The following is an 18527-nucleotide window of genomic DNA, read 5'->3' as shown; positions in this document are numbered from 1 at the left end:
CCCAAGCGCAGTCCCTGGACCGGCGGATTCTTCTTCGGCGTCACGCAGACGTTCGGACAGCTTCACTGGACTACCACCCTTCTGTGCAGTTTTCGCTGGGCCGAGGCCCGCCATGCGGGGTTGAAGCGTTCAACGAGATGGTTCAAGCCCTTGATTGCCGGGTCCTTCGCCCCCTCTTGAAGCACTGGAATTCCCCGGTTGGTGGAGAGCGCGACTGCTTTTGACCGGGGGATGCTCACGTCGACGGGGGCACCAACGGTGGATTCAACGTCCTGGACGGACAACCCGGACTTGGAATCGGCCATGTTGAGCACCACATGACGGGTTTCCGGGAGCAGATTGAGCTTGCGAAGGATATCCAGGCCGGAGCGCAGGCCCCGAACACTTGGTACATCCATCGCTGACACCCACACCGCATCGGTGCACTGCTCCAGCGCTGCGAGGCCGATTTCAGGCAGTCCAGGGGCTGTATCAACCACCACGTACTGAAACTCTTCGGCAAGTTGCTCAAGCAGCCGAGCCACCTGTTCCGGAGTAATTTCATCTGCTTCAACGGGGTTCTTAGGCGCACAAAGGGCATAGATGCTCGCCGGATGGACCGTGAGAAAGGCCTTGAGTACCAGGGAATCCTGGCTGGCCGACGGTGTGACAGCGTCGGTAACAGTGTGCTCCGGATTGAGGTAGAGCCCCGAGGCGACATCCCCGAACTGCAAATCCAGATCCACGATGACTACGCTCATCGGCGCTATCTTGCCCAGCCCCACAGCAATGTTCGTGGCGATGGTCGTCTTACCCACACCGCCCTTGGGAGAGAAGACGCCGATCACCAGTCCCTTGGGGGCGCCTGCTGGCTTAGGTTCCGAAGTCCGCTGACGGGTGGCGAACGACTGGCAGGCGCGCTCCAGGGTCACCCTGATCTCGGCCATGTCCGCCGCTGGGCTCATGATGTCGCGGATGCCGGATCGCATCGCCTGGAGGATGAAGTCCGGCTGCGGCTCCGCGACAAGAACCACGCTGAGCTCGGGTACCTGAACGTTAAGGACCGTAGCCAAGCGCATCGCTTCCTCCACCGGCACGTCCGGCCCCAGAATCAGCACCTCAAGCTGTCCCTGGTTCAGGGCGCCGAAGAGCTCGGCGGGGTCAACAGGCAGGACGCTGGTGAAGAAGGTCTGCACACTTCCGGGGAGGCCGCCGGCAACGGCTTGACGTAGCCGCTGATCAAATTCAGCACTGGGCGTTATCAGGACAAACCGGCTCACTTGTACACCTCGCTCCGTTGGATGATTCTGGGTCCGCTCTCCTGGGCGTCCACCGGTTCCTTGCTCAGCCAGATTTTGGCGAACTCGGAGGCGAAAACGATCTTGGTTGCGTCCGAGTCGCCCACTGCAACGGTCAGGAGCAGGGAACCCGTAGGCAGGGTGCTGTCCTTGGGATCAGGTGCTGTGGTCCCGGGACTGGGGGCAGGGCTGGGCTGGCTCGTAGGTGCTGGCTCGGGGGCCCGCTGCACTGCAGTCACAAGCACCTTGTGAATGGACAATTGGGTGGTTTCCTTATCGGGCTTGGACTCGATTCCACCGCTTTCCATGGAAATGAAAATCCCGACGTGGTCACCAGGAACCACCCGTCCGCCCACCACACGCACAGGCTCCACCTGGAATGAGACCTCTTGCATTCCGGGAGGCACTGCGACGTTCCCCGGAGTCTTCAGTGCCTCCGGAGCTACAAGGCGCTCGGCCACCAATGGTTCGCCCGGAACGAGGTCCACGGCAGCAACTTTTCCGGTTGAATCGCCCAGCGTCTTGAGTGCCGATGCGGGGACGGAAGACTGCGGAAGCTGCTGGGCAGCCAGGGAAGCCTTCATGGCCTCTACCGGGGTGCCGGCGGGAATCGGAGCCTTGACCATCAAGACCTCAACAGGGGCAAGATTCTGGACAGCCCGTTGATCCGCGCCCTGCGCGTAGACGAACACGAGGATCACCCCTATGACCGCCAGCAGCGCTGCTGCCGATCCTGCCAATAAGCGTGATTTCACTTAACACTCCTGTGCTTCAAAAATTGGAAAAGCTAGTTGGTCAGGCGTACTACGGTGACCCCGTTGGCATCCACCGGCCCCAACGTGTAGCCGTCTGCCAGCGACACGTATTTGACGAAGCTCCCCACGATCCCCCGGCAATTCCCGGTGCAGGACAGCGAGGAGGAAACATAGGGACTCTGGTTATGGAAAACGTCCGGAAGAGTGGTGCCGCCGCTGAACTTCCATCCCGTCACTTTGAATGCTGCAAACGAGATCAGGTGGTAAATGGCTCCGCTTCCCGTGCCGGTGACGGAATTGAAGACCGGAAGCAGCACAATGATGTCTTTTCCGGCGTTGATGGTGGCGGCCCAGTTGTTCAGGGTGGTGGAACAATTTGGCGGCGCACTGTTCCCCGGTGCGCTGCCGCCCTTGTTCAGCGCCAGGTCAATGGTGCCACCGCAGGAGCCAGGATCCTGGACAATCCATCCGAATCCACCCTCTACTGCCGCGCCTGAAGGCCCGTAGTTGCAGCTGGGGTTGGCGCCCGTGCCGTGAGCCTGCAAAAGCTGCTGGACGCCGCCAACGTAGCCCTGCACCTGGCAGATCGAAAACGTCAGGGGGAATGGAGTAGTTCCCTTACGTGGGCTGCCCCACTGTACGGTCGATGAGGTCACAACGTCCGCGGAATTCATGCCAAGGACACGACCGAAGACCAGCGAAACGGCATTTGGAGCACCACCCGCTTGCTGGGAGCCGGCGGACACGGTTACCTTCCGGTTAGTCAGATCAAGGTTTACCGAGTTGATGTTTCCAAGGCCGTCCACAGCATTCTTGTTGGCCATGTCCTTGGCGATCTGGGACGTACTCGAGCAATTCGGATCGCTGGTGCTGACGGCACACTTCTCAGCCACGGCCAGGGCGGCGGCATCGGATCCGTTCTGCGCTTGCGCCTTTTCCGAGTAGAGCTTTCCTGCATCCACAGCGAGGGCGGCAAAGCCAAGTAACGCAACCAGAATCAGAGCTATGAGGACCGCGACGGCCCCGCGTTCGCCGTCGTCGTCATTGCCCTTTATCCGCCACATACCATCACCCCTACGCCTTGCATCGGGAACGGTCCTGCGATTCCCGTGAGGGTGCTGAGTGTGTACTTGACGGTGACGGACATCTGCGCGCCGGACGTGCAGCTGGTAGCACTGAAGGTGAAGTTCGCATCTGCCAGCTTTGGGTTCAGAGTTACAGCCGCGTTTTTCGCCGCGGTCCTGGCTGCCGACTGATCATTCGCGATGGACATCACGCGCACGCCCTCGCGGGCGGCGTTCGTGAGCGAGACCTGCGCGTTGTAGGCGCGCCCGAATTCCATGATCCCCAGAACCAGGAGGATCAGGACGGGTGCGAGCAACGCGAACTCGACCGCTACGGCACCCCGTTCTGATGTCCTGTGCATGTGGATCTGCCTTCGTATCAAAAGTTGAAAGAGGAACGGGTGGGTGGGGCCACCGACCCACCCACCCGGGTACCCGCCGTGAGTCCGACTACTTTGAGCAGCTACCCGCGACGCCGGCGGCAGTAGTAGCGGTCCATGTGCCACCCTTGACGGCACAGGCTGAGCTGTTGAAGGTCTCGACGAGGTTACCGCCGAGCAGGGTTACAGCAACGATGATGACCACGGCGATGAGCGCAACCATGATGCCGTATTCGACGGCGGTAGCGCCGTTCTCTTCACGACGGGCGCGGGATGCGATGTTGGAGAGGGTGACAAACATTTGAAAACTCCTGAGCGAGTTGGGATTTGGGCTGGCCCGATACCAGCTCCCAATCAACGTAGCAACGGAGAGAGGCCCATCTCGGAGTCCTTGGGACTTCCTGTGGAAAGCCTCTGGAACCTGCGCATTTCCTGCGCTAATCCTAGGAATTCCCTTGCCTTACCCGCACAAAAAAGGCCGCGCCATCATTGGCACGGCCTTATCCTGGAGTTTTCGTCAGCCCATTGCAGGCGCAACCACGGGTGGTGCCGAGAGCTGCTTACGCGCCCACCGGGCCAACTTCTTGCCCTTGCCCTTCCACCAGTTGTCTTCATCCTTGTTGTAGTGCCAGCGGAAGATGATCATCACCAGCACGGCCATACTCATGGCCACCTGAATCCATGACCAGCTGACCGCTTCAGCGAGCGCGCTGATCCCCATCACAAGGATGGAAGGCACCGCCAACGTCCTGAAGATCGTATTAGCCACGTACCGGGGGCGTGAACTTGGCACGGACAGCGCACGCACCATATCGAAACACAGGCACACCACTACCATTATTTGCCCCACGGACATAAGGAGAAGCCCGGGCAGCGACCCCGCGAACATTGCGGCCGATTCCATTCCTGTACTCAACGTAAACCCCTCCAACAAACGTCATTTCAGATCCTCTGTGCTCCATTGAATCGGCTGCCGGAGGGGCCCGTCACGAGTAGTGGGTACTCGTTTCCGGCCAGCCCGACTACTTGGTTACTTGCCGGGTACTTGGTCCAGTACGGCCGGACTTTCCACAACGCGGGGTCAGTTACGGCCCATAAATCCCCTCGGAATGGGCCCGAAGTGACCCCGCGTTGGGCGATGTACACTCGCGGTGAGGGCGAAGCGCATGGCCAAGGATTTTCGGCACCGGTGTCAGCGAAGGGGCAGGATGTTCGGTTCAAAGAAGCAGACGCTCAACGATCTGATGGACGAGCTCAGGGCCCGACCTGAGTCGGGAGTCGCTCGGTGTCGGGCCCAACTTCCCGGGCGTCGCCGCGAATCCGCTCCTGAGCAGTGATGCCCGGAAGCGCAATGCGGAATTGCGCAATGGAGCGCTTGCGCTCGGCGTTCTCGTCGCCTGGCGGGAGGTCAACAGCAATCCACGCGTGGTCCTGATGTTCGACGTGGAGACCGCCGACGGCATATCGTTCCGCGGCATTGCAGACGAAGACCTCACGATCACCGCTCTCACCCGGCTCGCCCCAGGACAGACGTTGCCTGTGCGCTACCGGCCGGCGATCATGGATCACTACGTCGCCCTTGCCCAGGACGCGGACCCTACCCGAGTGCAGCAGCTCTCTGACGAGATCGCGAGCCGCAAACAGGCCTGACCCGAACGCATCTCCGCAACGCGGGGTCAGTTACGGCCCATAAATCCCGTCGCGACGGGCCCTAAATGACCCCGCGTTGGAGGTTTGAGCGGGACTATGCTTGGCAGCAGGGCTTGGTTTTTCAGATCTGGGGGATGGATGGTGCTTGGCTATGGGGGATAGCGTTTTCTTGCCGTTGGAGGATTACTTCAGCAGAATCGCAAGGCGCAGGGCGATTGTGTTGTGTCAGCTGCCGATGGTGGCGATAGTGACGTTGATTGTTTTCCTGGCCCTTCTCTTCAACCCCGCCAGCCTGTTGCATCCGGCGTTCTTCCTGGTCCTCTTTCTGCACATCGTGATCCTGGCGGCATGCCTCGTGCTTCCGTGGAACCGTCTCCCTTCATGGAGCTTCGTCTTCATCCCCGTGCTGGATTGTCTCGCTCTGGGCCTCTTGCGCGAGGTTGGCGGGCCCGTTCTCAGCGTCGTGGGATTGGTCATGGCCTTCCCCGTGATTTGGCTGTCGGTCAGCGCCAGGAAGGGCCACGTGGCCCTGGCCATCCTGGCACCGCTTTGCGCCACCGTGGCTTCGCCCTTGGTGTTGGGTCACGAGGTTGAACGGTCAGAGCTGATCCGCATGATTGTCTTCCCTGCCATCATGGGTGGTTTGGCCATCACCGGGCATGCTGTTGCTCGCGGGCTGATCAAACACAGCGACCGGATGGACCGAAAGGATCGCGAGTTGGTGCGGCTCCATGGTGCCACCAAAGAACATGCGCAACTCCTGGACACTGTCCTTGAAACCGTCAACGTTGGTGTCTGGGCCATGGACACAAACGGTGCTGACATTCTGACCAACCGTCGCCTTCGCGCCGACCGTTCATGGGCTCACGAGTCGACGGACGCCGTGAATCCGTTCACCGTTGGGACTGCTCACTCCAATGAGGAACGGAACAGTCCGGCCGATCTTGCTGTCCGAGGCGCCAGTTTCACCAACAGACTTGTGCGCGTAGGCGATGGCGAGAAGCAGCGCACCTTTTCCGCCGCCGCCCGCCCCCTGCTCGGCGAAGCGGGCCAGATGAAGGGTTCCATCATTGCTTTCACCGACGTCACAGCACTGGTGAAGGCGCAAACGGCCCGCGACAAGTTCGTTGCCACGATCTCCCATGAACTTCGAACTCCGCTCACGTCCATTCTCGGATACCTGGAAATACTCGACGACCAGCCAAATCCTGCCTTCATGGGCATCATCGAACGGAACGCTGAACGTCTGCTGACCCTCGTCAATGATCTGCTTCTTGTCGCTTCCGAAGACCTCGAACTGCGCCGCCGGCCCACCAACGTTTCGGAACTGCTCCAGGAGTCAGTCAAGAACGCCAGGCTTGCGGCAGCCGCAAGAGGTATCACCATTGCACTGCAAATCCACGGAGATGTAGCGGCAGATGTGGACCCTGGCCAATTCGCCAAAGCCATTGACCAATTGCTGTCGAACGCCATCAAGTTCTCGCCCGAAGGCACCCAGGTAGTCATCGGCCTCCGGGGAAATAACGGCGAAGTGGAACTCTCCGTCCGCGATCACGGGATCGGTATGACCGAACAAGAACAAGACGAAGCCTTCACCAAATTCTTCAGGGCCGATCAGGCAATGGAATCGGCAATACCCGGGGCGGGTCTGGGGTTACCCCTCAGCAAAGCCATCATCGAAGCCCACGGTGGAACCATCGGATTGAACAGCCGGCCAGGCTCCGGCACGACTGTCACCGTCACGGTTCCGCGTTAGCCCCAGAGTTGCGCCTGCTCCGCGGGCGCCGGGTGCAGAGGACGTCGGTTGCCGCCAAAGTAGAGGCATGCCTACTACTGAATGATGCTCACCCAGACTGATTGCTTGTTGGATAATCGAGTATGGGCGCTGAGTTGCTGACAATTCCTGAATGTCCCCATACCGCGGCCGCTCAGGAACTCTTCGAGCGGGCACTGGCGCTGGCCGGGATTTCCGGCATGGTGCACGTGGTGGTGGACTCCGACGAGGAAGCAGCCTCGCTCGGATTCCACGGCTCCCCCACGTTCCAGATCGACGGACTGGACCTCTTTCCGGTCCTGGGAGACCCCGCGCTGAGCTGCCGGATCTATCCGACGACGGACGGGCCCCGGAGCCTGCCGTCTCTGGAATCGCTCCGAACAGCGATTCAAGACAAGCTGAAGGGCATTTAGCTTAGGGACGGGTCAGGAACGATTCCACTTTCCCCGGATCCCGCTCGATCACCGGCTCCAAAACCTGGTCAATCCTGCTGAGCAGTTCAGCATCAAGTTTCACTCCCGACGCCGTGGCGTTGTCCACCAATTGCTCTGGCTTGGACGCCCCCACGATCGCTGCCGAGACGTTGCTGTTCTGCAAAACCCAAGCCACCGCCAGCGCGGCCATGGACAGTCCTGCTTCCTTGGCAATGGGCTGCAATTCCTGGACCTTCTCCAACACCTCGGGACGCATGAACTTGTGGTCGTCTTTCAGAGTTCCGTCATCGGTGGTGAAGCGCGAATCGGTTGGCGCCCCCTTGCCGGGAATGTACTTGCCTGTCAGGACGCCCTGGGCCAAAGGGGACCAGCAGATCTGTCCCAGTCCCAGCTCCTCGCTGGTGGGAACGACTTCCTCCTCGATAACCCGCCACAGCATTGAGTATTGGGGTTGGTTCGAAATCAGGCTGATTCCAAGGTCCTTGGCGAGTTTGGCGCCAGCCCGGATCTCGTCCGGAGTCCATTCCGAAACACCGATGTAAAGTGCCTTGCCGGCCCGGACAATGTCCGCAAAAGCCTGCATCGTCTCCTCAAGAGGCGTTTCATAGTCGTAGCGGTGGGCTTGGTAGAGGTCGACGTAATCCGTGCCGAGCCTGCGCAATGAGCCGTTGATCGACTCCATCATGTGTTTTCGCGAGAGCCCGCGATCATTCTTTCCTTCACCGGTGGGAAAGTAGACCTTGGTGAAAATCTCAAGGCCTTCACGCCGAACCCCCTTGAGAGCTTCGCCCAAGGCCGTTTCTGCACGGGTTCCCGCGTAAGCGTCGGCAGTGTCGAAAGTGGTGATTCCAAGATCCAGTGCTTGCCGTACGCAGGATGTTGCCGCCTCCTGGTCGATCTGTTCGCCGTGGGTGACCCAGTTGCCGTAGGCCAGTTCGCTGATGTACATGCCGGAGGCGCCGAGCTTGCGATATTCCATGGGTTAAGTCCCTTTCATACGTGTGGTTGTTAGCTACAAGGTGTGGTTCTTAGGTGCGTGGCGTGGCAGGTCGCCTGCCTCGCAAGGGAAATGGCGGCGCTGTAGTGCCGCGAATAACCAGCTGGGCGGACAGCACCAAATCCGGCTCCGCACCGGCGTCGGGCGTGATCAAAGCAAGCAACCGGCGCGCGGTTTCGGATCCCTGCAGGGCGACCGAGTGGTCCATGGTAGTCAGGTCGAGGATCTCGGAGAGTTCGTGGTTATCGAAGCCAACCACCGACATGTCGCCCGGAACATCAATTCCGCCCGCTTTCAGGGTGCGCAGCACGCCGAAAGCCATCTCGTCGGAGGCCACAAAGACCGCAGTAGGAGCTACTTCCGCACACAACAACCGGGACATGGCCCTTGATCCGCCAGCCGTTGAATTCTCCTCGTGGACCTCAAGGTCTTGACTGGGCTCCAACCCTGCTTCAGTCAGGGCCTCGCGGTAGCCCTTCAAACGGTTGGCCGGCGGGACCCCGCCCAGCGTGCTGTCTGCAGCCTCGCGGATTCCGATGAAGGCGATGCGTTCGTGCCCCAAATTGATGAGGTGCCGTGCTGCTGCCCGCCCGGCCGCGTGGTCGTCCACCCGAACACCAGGCCTGCCAGGCGTTCCCGACCCCAAAAACGCAACAGGTAAGTTCTGGGCTTCGAGCGCGGCTAGTTCCTCCGGAGTCGGTTGCAAGGCAAAGACCAATACTCCGTCGGCTCGACCGGTCAGGCTCGACCCAGCGAAGAAGCGCTCCCGCGCGGCAGTGTCCGCGAGTTCGTACAACAGGACGTCAAAGCCTGCTTGGCGAAGCACACGCCCCGCCGATGCCAGCACCTGCCCGAAGAACCATCTGGAGAGGTTGGGAGTGACAATCGCGATGGCTCCCGTCCGGCCAGTTGCCAAGCGGGAACCAGCCAGCGATGGAACATAGCCCAGCTCTTGCGCAATCCGTTGCACGCGCTTGCGAGTCTCCAACGAAACGCCCGGCATATCCCGCAAGGCACGCGAGACTGTTGACACCGAGACATTCGCGCGTTCCGCGACTGCATCCACTGTTGACGACATGGGAATGACAGTAACGACAACCAAGGATTGACGCAAGCGCTTGCGAAACGAACCAACTGAAGCGGTCTATCGAGATGGGCTTACTGACGGTGAGGAAGTATCACTGCCCTCCGAGGAACTCATGGTTGGTGTGGATGTCGACGTTGACGACGACGGCAAGCTGCTCTTGCTGCTCGGCGAACTGGTCATGCTGCTGGACGAACTGGTCATCATTGAACTGGGAGATTCGCTACCGCCCTTGGCTTTCTCAAGCACCTTGTTGATCAAGTCTTGGAGTTCCTTCTGGTCAGGATCGCCCAGGTTTGGCCCACTCTTCGTGGCGACCACCAGCAACCTCCCGTCGGCCGCGGAGACCTGCATGAGCTTCTTCTGGGTTTCACCGGAACGTGTACTGACGGTTCCGAATGTTTCCTTTGCCTTCGTCTTAGCGTCTAACTTCTCACTGGAGACTTCATACGTCTGACCCACGGCTTTCACGGTGAACTTGGCGCATTTGTCCATTTTGCCGCTGATGTCCTTGAGAACTTTCTCCTCGTCCGGACCCTCTTTACCAGATTGCGCGGACAAGGACCGGGGCTGATCACTGTCAGACAGGGCGACGGCAACATCTCCGTGTTCAACCTTGTCTACCAGCCCCGCCGTGGCGATGTCCTTGCAATCCTGAGGATCGACGCTTGCCGTATTCAAAAGGAGATCGGCGATCTTGCCGCCTTGGCCTACCTGCTCCTTGGAATAGAGCTTGAGCTCGTTGCCATCTCCATCCTTCATACCGGAGATCAGGTCCCGCAATTCGTCCTCGGTGTAGACCTTGTCCTGAGCCGGCATCGAGGTGGAGGCTGACGAGGTGGTGGCAGAAGAAGGACTTGCCGTGCTGCCCCCACCGCCGCTACACGCCGCCAAAGCCACTGCTGCAACTGCAAAAACTGCAAGCGCTGGAACTTTTCGCATCAGATAATGCCTTCCGGTGAACGTCGGGATTTTCTAAAGCTGCCCGCCAGGACCTGTGTCCTCAACTTCACCGCGCCAAGCACCTGTTTCCGTTCCACGGGATTCGATAAAGTCCTTGAATTTCCGTAGATCGGCTTTGACCTGCATCTCGTCGATCTTCAGTGCCGCACCAGCCTTCTCGGTTGCAGTTTCCGGTGCCCACTCGAAATGGACGTTGACTTTGGTGTGGTTATCATCCATCCGGGTGAACCGCACGACGCCGGCATGGGACTTCCCGTCGGTACTGCGCCAGGCGATCCGATCATCAGGCTGTTGGTCGACGATTTCGGTATCGAATTCGCGCTCCACTCCAGCGATTTTGGTGACCCAGTGGTTGGTGGTGTCACTCAGCTGGGTTACGGCCTCCACGCCGGACATGAACTCCGGAAAGGACTCAAACTGGGTCCACTGGTTATAGGCAGTGTGGACTGGGACAGCGACATCAATGGTTTCTTCAACGGTTTCCATTTTTCCTCCTATTGTTGAAGCGGCCCGCAAACAGCGGACAGCGGTAGACCCCCGAGGCGCGCTGGAGTACGCGTCGGTTCAATAGTTGTGATCTCCGGGAAGTGGAGCACCTGAGGATAGTCGAATGGACTTCGTCCGGGCGATGGACAGTCGCCGGGGAGGTAGGGATCAGAGATGATCGACATCGACTGTTTCCTCAAGAAAGGGAGGCTGCTGCCCACCTCTGGACCTGCTCCCGCTCTTAGGCTAGACCTCGATATGTTGTGGGGCAAGCATCCGAGGAGCCCCGGGACGTGGAGGCAAAAGTGCCTTCTTCGGCAGCAATTTTCAGTTGTTTCCGGAGACAGCACTACCAACGTTGTACCGTCTTGCTTCCAACGTTGTACCCTGTGATCAGGGCGATTCCGGCCCTTTGCGCAGGGAAGGGAGCGGCCATGTCTGTCACAATCCGGGACGTCGCCAGGGTCAGCGGTTTTTCCATCAAGACGGTATCGAACGTCATTAATGGCCATCCGCAGCTGCGCGCGGAAACGCGGGCACGGGTCCAGGAAGCCATTGACCAGCTGGGGTACAGGCCCAACCTCTCTGCGAGGAACCTGAGGTCCGGGCGTACTGGAGTCATCGGCCTCATCATTCCGGATCTCACCACGGCCTATTTTGCTGAACTTGCCGACGCCGTCATGCGTGCCGCTGCCGCCAAGGGAATCGCTGTCCTTATTGAACCGATCGGCAGCGGTCGTGAAAATGAGCTGGCCGCACTTCGTGGCCAACACCGGCACATGGTGGACGGCATTATCTATAGCTCGCTTACTTTGGGATCTGCTGACACGGAAATTCTGAAGGGAGTGGACACTCCGCTGGTTGTCCTCGGTGATACATCCTTCGAAGGTCGAGTGGATCGGGTCACGATGGCGAACACGGCCGGAGCAAAGTCCGCCACCGAGCACCTATTGGCAATCGGCCGACGCAAGGTTGTGGCGCTGGGTGCCCATGAGGGCGACATCGTCGCGTCCGCAGAACTTCGCCTGGACGGATACAAGGCCGCACTCGAAGAAGCCGGGCTGCCCTTCGATCCTAAGCTGGTTCGCTACGCGGATTCCTGGCACCGCAGAGGCGGTGCCGCCGCAATGACCCGGATGCTCGCTGACGGACTGGACTTTGACGCGGTGTTCGCCTTCAATGACACCTTGGCGCTGGGCGCCATGCGCGTCCTTCAAGAGGCCGGGCTGCACATCCCGGAAGACGTTGCGATTGTCGGCTTTGATGACCTGGATGAAACGCAATACTCCTTGCCAACTTTGTCCACCATCAATCCACGGCGGGACCAGATCGCCGAGGCAGCCGTTGAGATGCTCCTGCGTCGCATAGAGAGCGGCGACGAGCCGGAGGCGAACGAGATCGAAACGGGCTTCTCCCTCCAAATCCGCGAGTCTTCCGGCGGATCTCAGGACAGCGCATCCTTGGCAACATCTGCCGCTTGAAATAAAAATGCACTGAGGTCTTGACCCCTCTCGAAGCACGGCGCATGCTTGATACAACGTTTACGTACAACGTTTACCTAAATCGTTGACAGCAGGTTTTGGGGACATGGCTGTCCCATTCACGAAAGGGCTGACATGAAAAGGTCGCTCACATTGCTCACCGTCGTCGCAGCAGCGTCGTTAGCGCTAACGTCCTGTTCGGGCGGGGGCGCAAGCGGGGAAAGCAAAGACGGCGCCAAAGCGGAACTCACGTTCTGGCACGGTTACACCGAGGCTGACGGGAAGGTCCTGAACAAGATCGTGGACGACTTCAACGCCTCACAGAATGAAGTCAGCATCAAGGTCCAGACCAATCCCTGGTCGGTCATTGATGACACACTCTTGCCGGCACTCTCCTCCGGGAAGGGCCCGGACATCGTGGCGATGCCGGCCGAACGGCTCCCCGTCTACGCTGACAAAGGGGCCTTCGTTCAACTGGACGACTTCTACAAGAATCCCTCCAGCAACCTCGACAAGCTGATTCCCGCCGCCGCGGACATGGAAACCGTCAACGGCCACAAATACGGCGTTCCATCCGGCTTCGTTCCCTTGGCGATGTTCTACAACAAGTCCCTGTTCGCCAAGGCTGGAATCACTACCCCGCCCACCACCTGGGACGAATGGATCGCCGCCGCCAAGAAGCTGACCGTGGATGAAAACAACGACGGAACTCCAGAACAGTACGGGCTGGGCTTGCCTGACCACGCAACTGTAGCCAACGGCGTCTGGCCTTCCCTCTTCTACGGCAACGGCGGAAACGTCGTCAAGGATGGCAAAGCTGTAGTGGACTCGCCGGAGAATGCCCAGACGCTCAAGACATGGGTGGACGCCATCCGGAACGACAAGATCTCACCAGCCGGCCTGGACGGTATCGCCGGTGACAAGCTCTTCAGCAGCGGCAAGGCAGCGATGTACCTTGGCGGGCCGTGGATGTCTTCCATCGCCACTGAAAACAAGATCGACTACGGCATTGCCGCCGTCCCTGCCGGTCCCAAGGAGCAGGCAGCGTCCGCCATCGGTATTTCGATGGGCATCACAACGCAGAAGGACGAGGCGAAAGCCGCGGCAGCACAGAAGTTCTTCACGTACTTCCTGCAAAAGGAACAAGCCACGGCCTGGTCCCTGGGTTCGGGTTGGCCGCCGCTGCGCTCGGACATCCCCGCATCTGATGTCGCTGCCAACCCCGTAGTAGAAGCCTTGACCAAGCAGTCTGAGTTCGGCCGCCCGCTCCTGCCCGGCGTCGTGAACAGCACGGACGTTCTGACCGCCGTCGACAAGCTCACACAGCGCGCTGTGGCTGGCGAGAACATTCAGGATCTGCTCAAGGAAACCCAGGCGTCAGTCCAGAAGATCGTCGACGCCAAATAGTTGAACGGAACAGGTGCGGCGCCTAATGGGCGCCGCACCCTCCGGAAAGAAGCTCCCAAATGAGCACCACCATGCACAAGAAAACGACGGCGGCACCCCGGTACCGTGCGCCAGCCCCCTTGGGCGGGCGACGCAACCCGGCTATCGGGCAGCGCCGCAAGAACTTCCAGGCCCTGGCCTTCCTGATCCCAGCACTCTTGGTCCTTGGCGCGTTCACCGCGTGGCCCATGGTCTCGGCCCTGCGGCTGTCCTTTACGGACGCCAGCGGCTTCGGCAAGGAAAAGTGGGTGGGCTTCGAGAACTACGCCCGCATCTTCACCGATCCGGTCATCCTCAATGCAGTACTCAACACTGCCCTGTACGCACTGTTGTTTACGCCAATGGCGGTGGCTCTTGCGCTCGTCCTGGCGCTGCTGCTGAACGATCCCCGGCTGCCATTTCGCGGATTCTTCCGAACAGCCTTGTTCCTGCCGTTCATTATCAGCCTCGCTGTTGCCGCGATCGCTTGGTCCTACCTGATCGACCCCCAGGTTGGTTTGTTGAACTACTGGCTGGGGAACGCCGGGATCCGCATCGGAAACGTCCTGCAGGATCCCGTCCTGGCCATGCCCGCGGTTGCCTTCGTTGCCGTGTGGAAAAGCTTCGGCTTCTACATGGTCATCTTTCTCGCCGGGCTGCAGGAAATCCCAGGATCTCTCTACGAGGCCGCCAAGGTTGATGGCGCCGGGCCCTTCATGCGGTTCCGCCATGTCACCATGCCGATGTTGTCCAACACCACGGCTTTCGTCCTCATCTTCGCCCTGATCGCCGCCCTCCAGGCTTTCGACCAGATCTATGTAATGACTGGCGGAGGACCTTACGGCCACACCGAAACCGTGGTCATGCAGATCTACAAGTCCGGGTTCCAGAAACTCGACGTCGGTTTCGCCTCCGCACTCTCCTATGTCCTGCTGGCCGCCACGCTGCTGCTCAGCGTTGTCCAGTTTGTTTTCTTCGGAAAACGAGAACGGGAAGGTGACTGATGTCCACCACGTTAGAACGGCAGCCCACCCCTGCCCGGGCAGGTTCCACATCCCGCAACGCCACGAGATCAAGGCTGAACCGCGCTTTAGTGGTGGTTCTCCTGGGCCTTGCGACGGCCGTGATTCTCTTGCCCATCGCCATCATTATCTTCACGGCCTTCAAACCGGTGGCCGAGGTTAACGCTTTTCCGCCGACCCTCACCCCGGGCACGTGGACCTTGGACAATTTCACCAGGATCTTCCAGGACCTCCCCTTCATCCGGCTGATCGCCAACAGCTTCGTCTTTGCTGGTGGAGTAACACTCTTTGCCCTCCTGTTCGACTCGTTGGCTGCCTATGCACTGGCCAGAATCGATTTCACCGGCAAGAAGTTCCTGCTGATTGCGATCATTGCCAGCCTCATGATTCCCTTCCAAGCCACCCTTGTTCCGGTCTACCAACTGGCAAGCGACCTGGGCTGGGTCAACACCTTCTCTGCGCTGATCATCCCCCGCGCCGCAGACGCTTTCGGAATCTTCTTCCTGCGGCAGTTCTTCCTGTCCCTCCCCAGGGACCTGGACAACGCAGCCCGGATCGACGGCGCCTCAGAGTGGCGCGTTTATTGGAACGTTGTCCTTCCGAATGCCATGCCCGCGATCCTGACGCTGGGAGTGTTCGTCTTCGTGAACAACTGGAACGACCTGCTCTGGCCACTGATCTTCACCACCGACAAGGACATGGGCACTCTGACCTCAGGGCTGACCCTCTTGACGGGACCGGGCGGAATCGTCCCCTACGGCGTGATGATGGCAGGCGCTCTGGTAGCCATCCTGCCCCTCGCCGCCATCTTTATGTTTGTCCAACGCCGCTTCATCGAGAGCGTCGCCACCACAGGATTGAAGTGAGGAAAAATTTGAACTGGCACGAAGACGGGCGCCTGCATTTCGGCCTCGGGATTGAAGACACCTTCATTCCCCAGGAACGCGCCGGAGAGCGGTCCCTGGACGAATACGAACTCACCCAGCACTACCGCTTCTGGCATCAGGATCTGGGGCTTGCCAAGGAGGCGGGCGCAGAGTTCCTGCGTTGGGGTATTCCCTGGTACAAGATCAATCCCGAGCGTGATGTCTGGAAGTGGGACTGGCTGGACCAGGTGATGGAACGGTTCCAGGAACTTGGGCTGAAGCCCTTGGTGGACCTGATGCACTACGGAACCCCCACGTGGCTGGACAACCAGTTCCTGAACTCCAGTTATCCGGAACGCGTGGCTGACTACTCCGCCCGGGTCGCGGCACGCTACGCCGATACGGTGGTGGACTACACACCGGTTAACGAGCCCATGATCCACACCCTGTTTGCCGGAAAGTTTGGGCACTGGCCACCCTACCTGGCGGGCGACGACGGCCTCGTCGCCTTGGTTCGCAACCTCTCCAAGGGATTTGTCCTCGCCCAGCAAAACATGGCTGAGGTGCTTGGTGAGCGGGCCATCTTCACTCACGTCGATGCTGGTTTCCGGTTCGTCAGTGACTCCAACAACGGCGAACACGATGATGAACTCCGTCACCTCAAGGCGCGCTCGTATCTGGTGGAGGACCTGGTGACGGGCAAAGTGGATGCCAATCACGAGCTCACGCCCTGGCTCTCCCGGCACGGAATGACCGACCACGATCTGGCATGGCACCAAGAGAACATCGTGCTCCCTGATGTGATGGGCGTTAACTACTACCCCCTGCACTCCACCGAGCTCCTGGAATCTGCGCGTCCCGTCCGTGGTGACATCAACGATCCCCGTGCTGTCCGCAACGACTGGACGGAGGGATTGGCCGACGTTCTGACCACCTACGGCAAGCGCTATGGTGCTCCGGTTGCGCTCACCGAAACCTGCCTCACAGGCTCCTATGAGAGGCGGATCGAGTGGCTTGATGCCTCCGTACGATGCGTCCAGGAACTCCGCGCGGCAGGGCAGGACATCGTGGGATACACGTGGTGGCCAGTAACGGACATGTACGAGTGGACCTACCGCTACGGGACCGAACCGCTTGAACATTACCGACTCACCATGGGCCTTTGGGATCTCGTCCCGGACGAAATCGGCACCCTGCATCGAGTCAAGAACCCCGTCGCTGATAGGTTCCAGCATTACGCCGACGCAGCTGTGACCCAGCCGGCCGCTGCTGACATAACCAAAGAACCCGCATTCGTCTCCGAACAAGGAAGAAGCCCGTGGCCACAGCACGCCTGACTCTCGACCCACGACGCACCATCGGCACAGTTAACCGCAGGATGTTCGGTTCATTCGTTGAACACCTCGGCCGCTGCGTCTATGACGGCATCTACGAACCCGGCCACCCACTCGCCGACTCCGCCGGATTCCGGAACGACGTCAAGGAACTCGTCAAGGAACTGGGAGTATCGGCAATCCGGTATCCCGGCGGGAACTTCGTCTCCGGATTCAAATGGGAAGACAGCGTTGGCCCGGTGGAACAGCGGCCCAAACGGCTTGACCTCGCATGGCACTCCACCGAAACCAACCAGGTGGGACTCCACGAATTCGCAGGATGGCTGGAGGAAATCGGCAGCGAGCTCATGCTCGCCGTCAATCTCGGAACACGCGGCACGGAAGAGGCCTTGGATCTGCTGGAATACTGCAACCTCCCGTTCGGTACCGCCCTGGCCGAGAAACGGGCAGCCAATGGCCACGACAAAGCGTTCAACATCAAAATGTGGTGTTTGGGCAACGAAATGGACGGTCCATGGCAGATTGGGCATCGCAGCGCTGACGACTACGGCAAGATTGCCTCCCAGACGGCGAAAGCCATGCGCCAACTGGATCCTTCCATCGAACTTGTCGCCTGCGGTTCCTCAAGTGCGGCCATGCCCACTTTCGGCGAATGGGAACGAGTGGTGCTCGGGCATACCTACGACGACGTCGACTTCATCTCCTGCCATGCCTACTACGAGATCAAAGACGGCGACCTGGGAAGCTTCCTGGCCTCGGCGGCAAACATGGACCGGTTCATCGACTCCGTCACCGCAACGGCAGACCACATCAAGGCAGTGAAGGGAAGCGACAAGACCCTGAACATCTCCTTCGATGAGTGGAACGTCTGGTACAACGAACGTTTCGAGACAGTCGATAAGATCACGGGCATAGACAACTGGCCCATCGCGCCCCGGCTTCTCGAGGACAGCTATACCGTGGCGGACGCCGTTGTGGTGGGAAACCTCCTCATTTCGCTGCTCAACCACGCGGACAGGGTCACCTCCGCTTCCCTTGCCCAACTGGTCAACGTCATTGCCCCCATCATGACCGAACCCGGCGGACTTGCCTGGAGGCAGACTACCTTTTTCCCCTTTGCCCTGACCTCCCACAACGCAAACGGCGCTGCTCTGGACACCGGACTCGAAAGCGAAAAATACGACACTGCCGCCCACGGCACCGTCAGGATCGTCGACGCCGCCGCCACCCATAATCCCGACGACGGATCCGCCTCGGTCTTCCTCGTCAACCGCAGCTCAGACCAGGAATCTACCGTCACTATCGACACCAGCCATCTCCGGGACGTGCAAATACTTAGCGCCCTGACGCTGACCGATACCGACGTCTTCGCCGCCAACACCCTGGCCGATCCACACCGCGTTCAGCTCCGTGACCTCGAGGGAACGGAGCAGGGCCCCGGCACCATCACACTTACGCTGCCACCTGTCTCCTGGACAGCGTTGTTCCTGGCCAGCACCCCCGAAAAGGCCTGATACACAGCCAACAAGAAATGG

19 protein-coding genes are annotated in these 18527 nt (G+C 59.8%); 9 read left to right on the top strand and 10 right to left on the bottom strand.

Features of this window, described 5'->3' with window-relative positions:
• Positions 1 to 62: 62 nt before the first annotated feature.
• From AC1DD5_RS01095 to AC1DD5_RS01070, 6 genes are all read right to left on the bottom strand, one after another.
• Positions 63 to 1259 carry a CpaE/TadZ family protein gene (locus tag AC1DD5_RS01095; protein WP_442016617.1) on the bottom strand — a complete coding sequence of 399 codons (1197 nt, stop codon included), beginning with the start codon at positions 1257 to 1259 and terminating at the stop codon, positions 63 to 65.
• Positions 1256 to 2032, bottom strand: coding sequence for a Flp pilus assembly protein CpaB (gene cpaB, locus AC1DD5_RS01090; RefSeq protein ID WP_442003595.1), 777 nt, complete (start codon positions 2030 to 2032; stop codon positions 1256 to 1258). Before cpaB ends, AC1DD5_RS01095 begins: the two co-directional genes overlap by 4 nt.
• 32 nt (positions 2033 to 2064) lie before the next feature.
• Positions 2065 to 3096 carry a Tad domain-containing protein gene (locus tag AC1DD5_RS01085; RefSeq protein ID WP_442003594.1) on the bottom strand — a complete coding sequence of 344 codons (1032 nt, stop codon included), beginning with the start codon at positions 3094 to 3096 and terminating at the stop codon, positions 2065 to 2067.
• Positions 3084 to 3458 carry a TadE/TadG family type IV pilus assembly protein gene (locus AC1DD5_RS01080; RefSeq protein WP_216926392.1) on the bottom strand — a complete coding sequence of 125 codons (375 nt, stop codon included), beginning with the start codon at positions 3456 to 3458 and terminating at the stop codon, positions 3084 to 3086. Before AC1DD5_RS01080 ends, AC1DD5_RS01085 begins: the two co-directional genes overlap by 13 nt.
• Positions 3459 to 3546: 88 nt before the next feature.
• Positions 3547 to 3777, bottom strand: a complete 231-nt coding sequence (locus tag AC1DD5_RS01075; protein ID WP_442003593.1) for a Flp family type IVb pilin — start codon at positions 3775 to 3777, stop codon at positions 3547 to 3549.
• 216 nt (positions 3778 to 3993) lie between these two features.
• Positions 3994 to 4380: a hypothetical protein gene (locus tag AC1DD5_RS01070; protein WP_442003592.1), complete on the bottom strand. Its 387-nt coding sequence runs from the start codon at positions 4378 to 4380 to the stop codon at positions 3994 to 3996.
• 455 nt (positions 4381 to 4835) lie between these two features.
• Between AC1DD5_RS01070 and AC1DD5_RS01065 the strand changes: the two genes are divergently transcribed.
• The 3 genes from AC1DD5_RS01065 (at position 4836) to AC1DD5_RS01055 (ending at position 7313) form a co-directional block, all read left to right on the top strand.
• Positions 4836 to 5126 carry a hypothetical protein gene (locus AC1DD5_RS01065; protein WP_477520408.1) on the top strand — a complete coding sequence of 97 codons (291 nt, stop codon included), beginning with the start codon at positions 4836 to 4838 and terminating at the stop codon, positions 5124 to 5126.
• 247 nt (positions 5127 to 5373) lie between these two features.
• On the top strand, positions 5374 to 6882 hold the full coding sequence (locus AC1DD5_RS01060) for a sensor histidine kinase (protein WP_442003590.1): 1509 nt from the start codon (positions 5374 to 5376) through the stop codon (positions 6880 to 6882).
• A gap of 122 nt (positions 6883 to 7004) precedes the next feature.
• Positions 7005 to 7313, top strand: coding sequence for a hypothetical protein (locus tag AC1DD5_RS01055; protein ID WP_442003589.1), 309 nt, complete (start codon positions 7005 to 7007; stop codon positions 7311 to 7313).
• Between the two features lies 1 nt (position 7314).
• Here AC1DD5_RS01055 and AC1DD5_RS01050 read toward each other — a convergent pair whose 3' ends face one another.
• The 4 genes from AC1DD5_RS01050 to AC1DD5_RS01035 form a co-directional block, all read right to left on the bottom strand.
• Entirely contained in the window at positions 7315 to 8313 is a 999-nt protein-coding gene (locus tag AC1DD5_RS01050; protein ID WP_442003588.1) for an aldo/keto reductase family protein, read from the bottom strand.
• Positions 8314 to 8362: 49 nt separating this feature from the next.
• Positions 8363 to 9409: a LacI family DNA-binding transcriptional regulator gene (locus AC1DD5_RS01045; protein ID WP_442003587.1), complete on the bottom strand. Its 1047-nt coding sequence runs from the start codon at positions 9407 to 9409 to the stop codon at positions 8363 to 8365.
• Positions 9410 to 9475: 66 nt separating this feature from the next.
• Positions 9476 to 10357 (bottom strand): hypothetical protein, encoded by an 882-nt coding sequence (locus AC1DD5_RS01040; protein WP_477519374.1) that lies wholly within the window; start codon positions 10355 to 10357, stop codon positions 9476 to 9478.
• 33 nt (positions 10358 to 10390) lie between these two features.
• Positions 10391 to 10864, bottom strand: a complete 474-nt coding sequence (locus AC1DD5_RS01035) for an SRPBCC family protein (protein ID WP_442003585.1) — start codon at positions 10862 to 10864, stop codon at positions 10391 to 10393.
• A gap of 434 nt (positions 10865 to 11298) precedes the next feature.
• Here AC1DD5_RS01035 and AC1DD5_RS01030 point away from each other — a divergent pair, with 434 nt between their 5' ends.
• The 6 genes from AC1DD5_RS01030 to arfA all read left to right on the top strand — a co-directional run bounded on the left by AC1DD5_RS01030 (position 11299) and on the right by arfA (position 18506).
• Positions 11299 to 12345: a LacI family DNA-binding transcriptional regulator gene (locus tag AC1DD5_RS01030; protein WP_442003584.1), complete on the top strand. Its 1047-nt coding sequence runs from the start codon at positions 11299 to 11301 to the stop codon at positions 12343 to 12345.
• 135 nt (positions 12346 to 12480) lie between these two features.
• Positions 12481 to 13752: an ABC transporter substrate-binding protein gene (locus AC1DD5_RS01025; protein ID WP_442003583.1), complete on the top strand. Its 1272-nt coding sequence runs from the start codon at positions 12481 to 12483 to the stop codon at positions 13750 to 13752.
• Between the two features lie 59 nt (positions 13753 to 13811).
• Positions 13812 to 14774 (top strand): carbohydrate ABC transporter permease, encoded by a 963-nt coding sequence (locus AC1DD5_RS01020; protein ID WP_442003582.1) that lies wholly within the window; start codon positions 13812 to 13814, stop codon positions 14772 to 14774.
• The gene (locus AC1DD5_RS01015; RefSeq protein ID WP_442003581.1) at positions 14774 to 15658 is read left to right on the top strand and encodes a carbohydrate ABC transporter permease; all 885 of its coding nucleotides are present in this window, start codon (positions 14774 to 14776) and stop codon (positions 15656 to 15658) included. Before AC1DD5_RS01020 ends, AC1DD5_RS01015 begins: the two co-directional genes overlap by 1 nt.
• A complete protein-coding gene (locus tag AC1DD5_RS01010; RefSeq protein WP_477519373.1) occupies positions 15655 to 16995 on the top strand; it encodes a family 1 glycosylhydrolase in 1341 nt (446 codons plus the stop codon). The genes AC1DD5_RS01015 and AC1DD5_RS01010 overlap by 4 nt, the downstream gene beginning before the upstream one ends.
• Positions 16977 to 18506 (top strand): arabinosylfuranosidase ArfA, encoded by a 1530-nt coding sequence (arfA, locus tag AC1DD5_RS01005; protein ID WP_477519372.1) that lies wholly within the window; start codon positions 16977 to 16979, stop codon positions 18504 to 18506. The genes AC1DD5_RS01010 and arfA overlap by 19 nt, the downstream gene beginning before the upstream one ends.
• The last annotated feature ends 21 nt before the right edge of the window (positions 18507 to 18527 follow it).

Source organism: Paenarthrobacter sp. 10L420, from assembly GCF_056395385.1.
The sequence above is the reverse complement of the archived record's forward strand: the minus strand, read 5'-3'. Positions and strand labels throughout refer to the sequence as shown.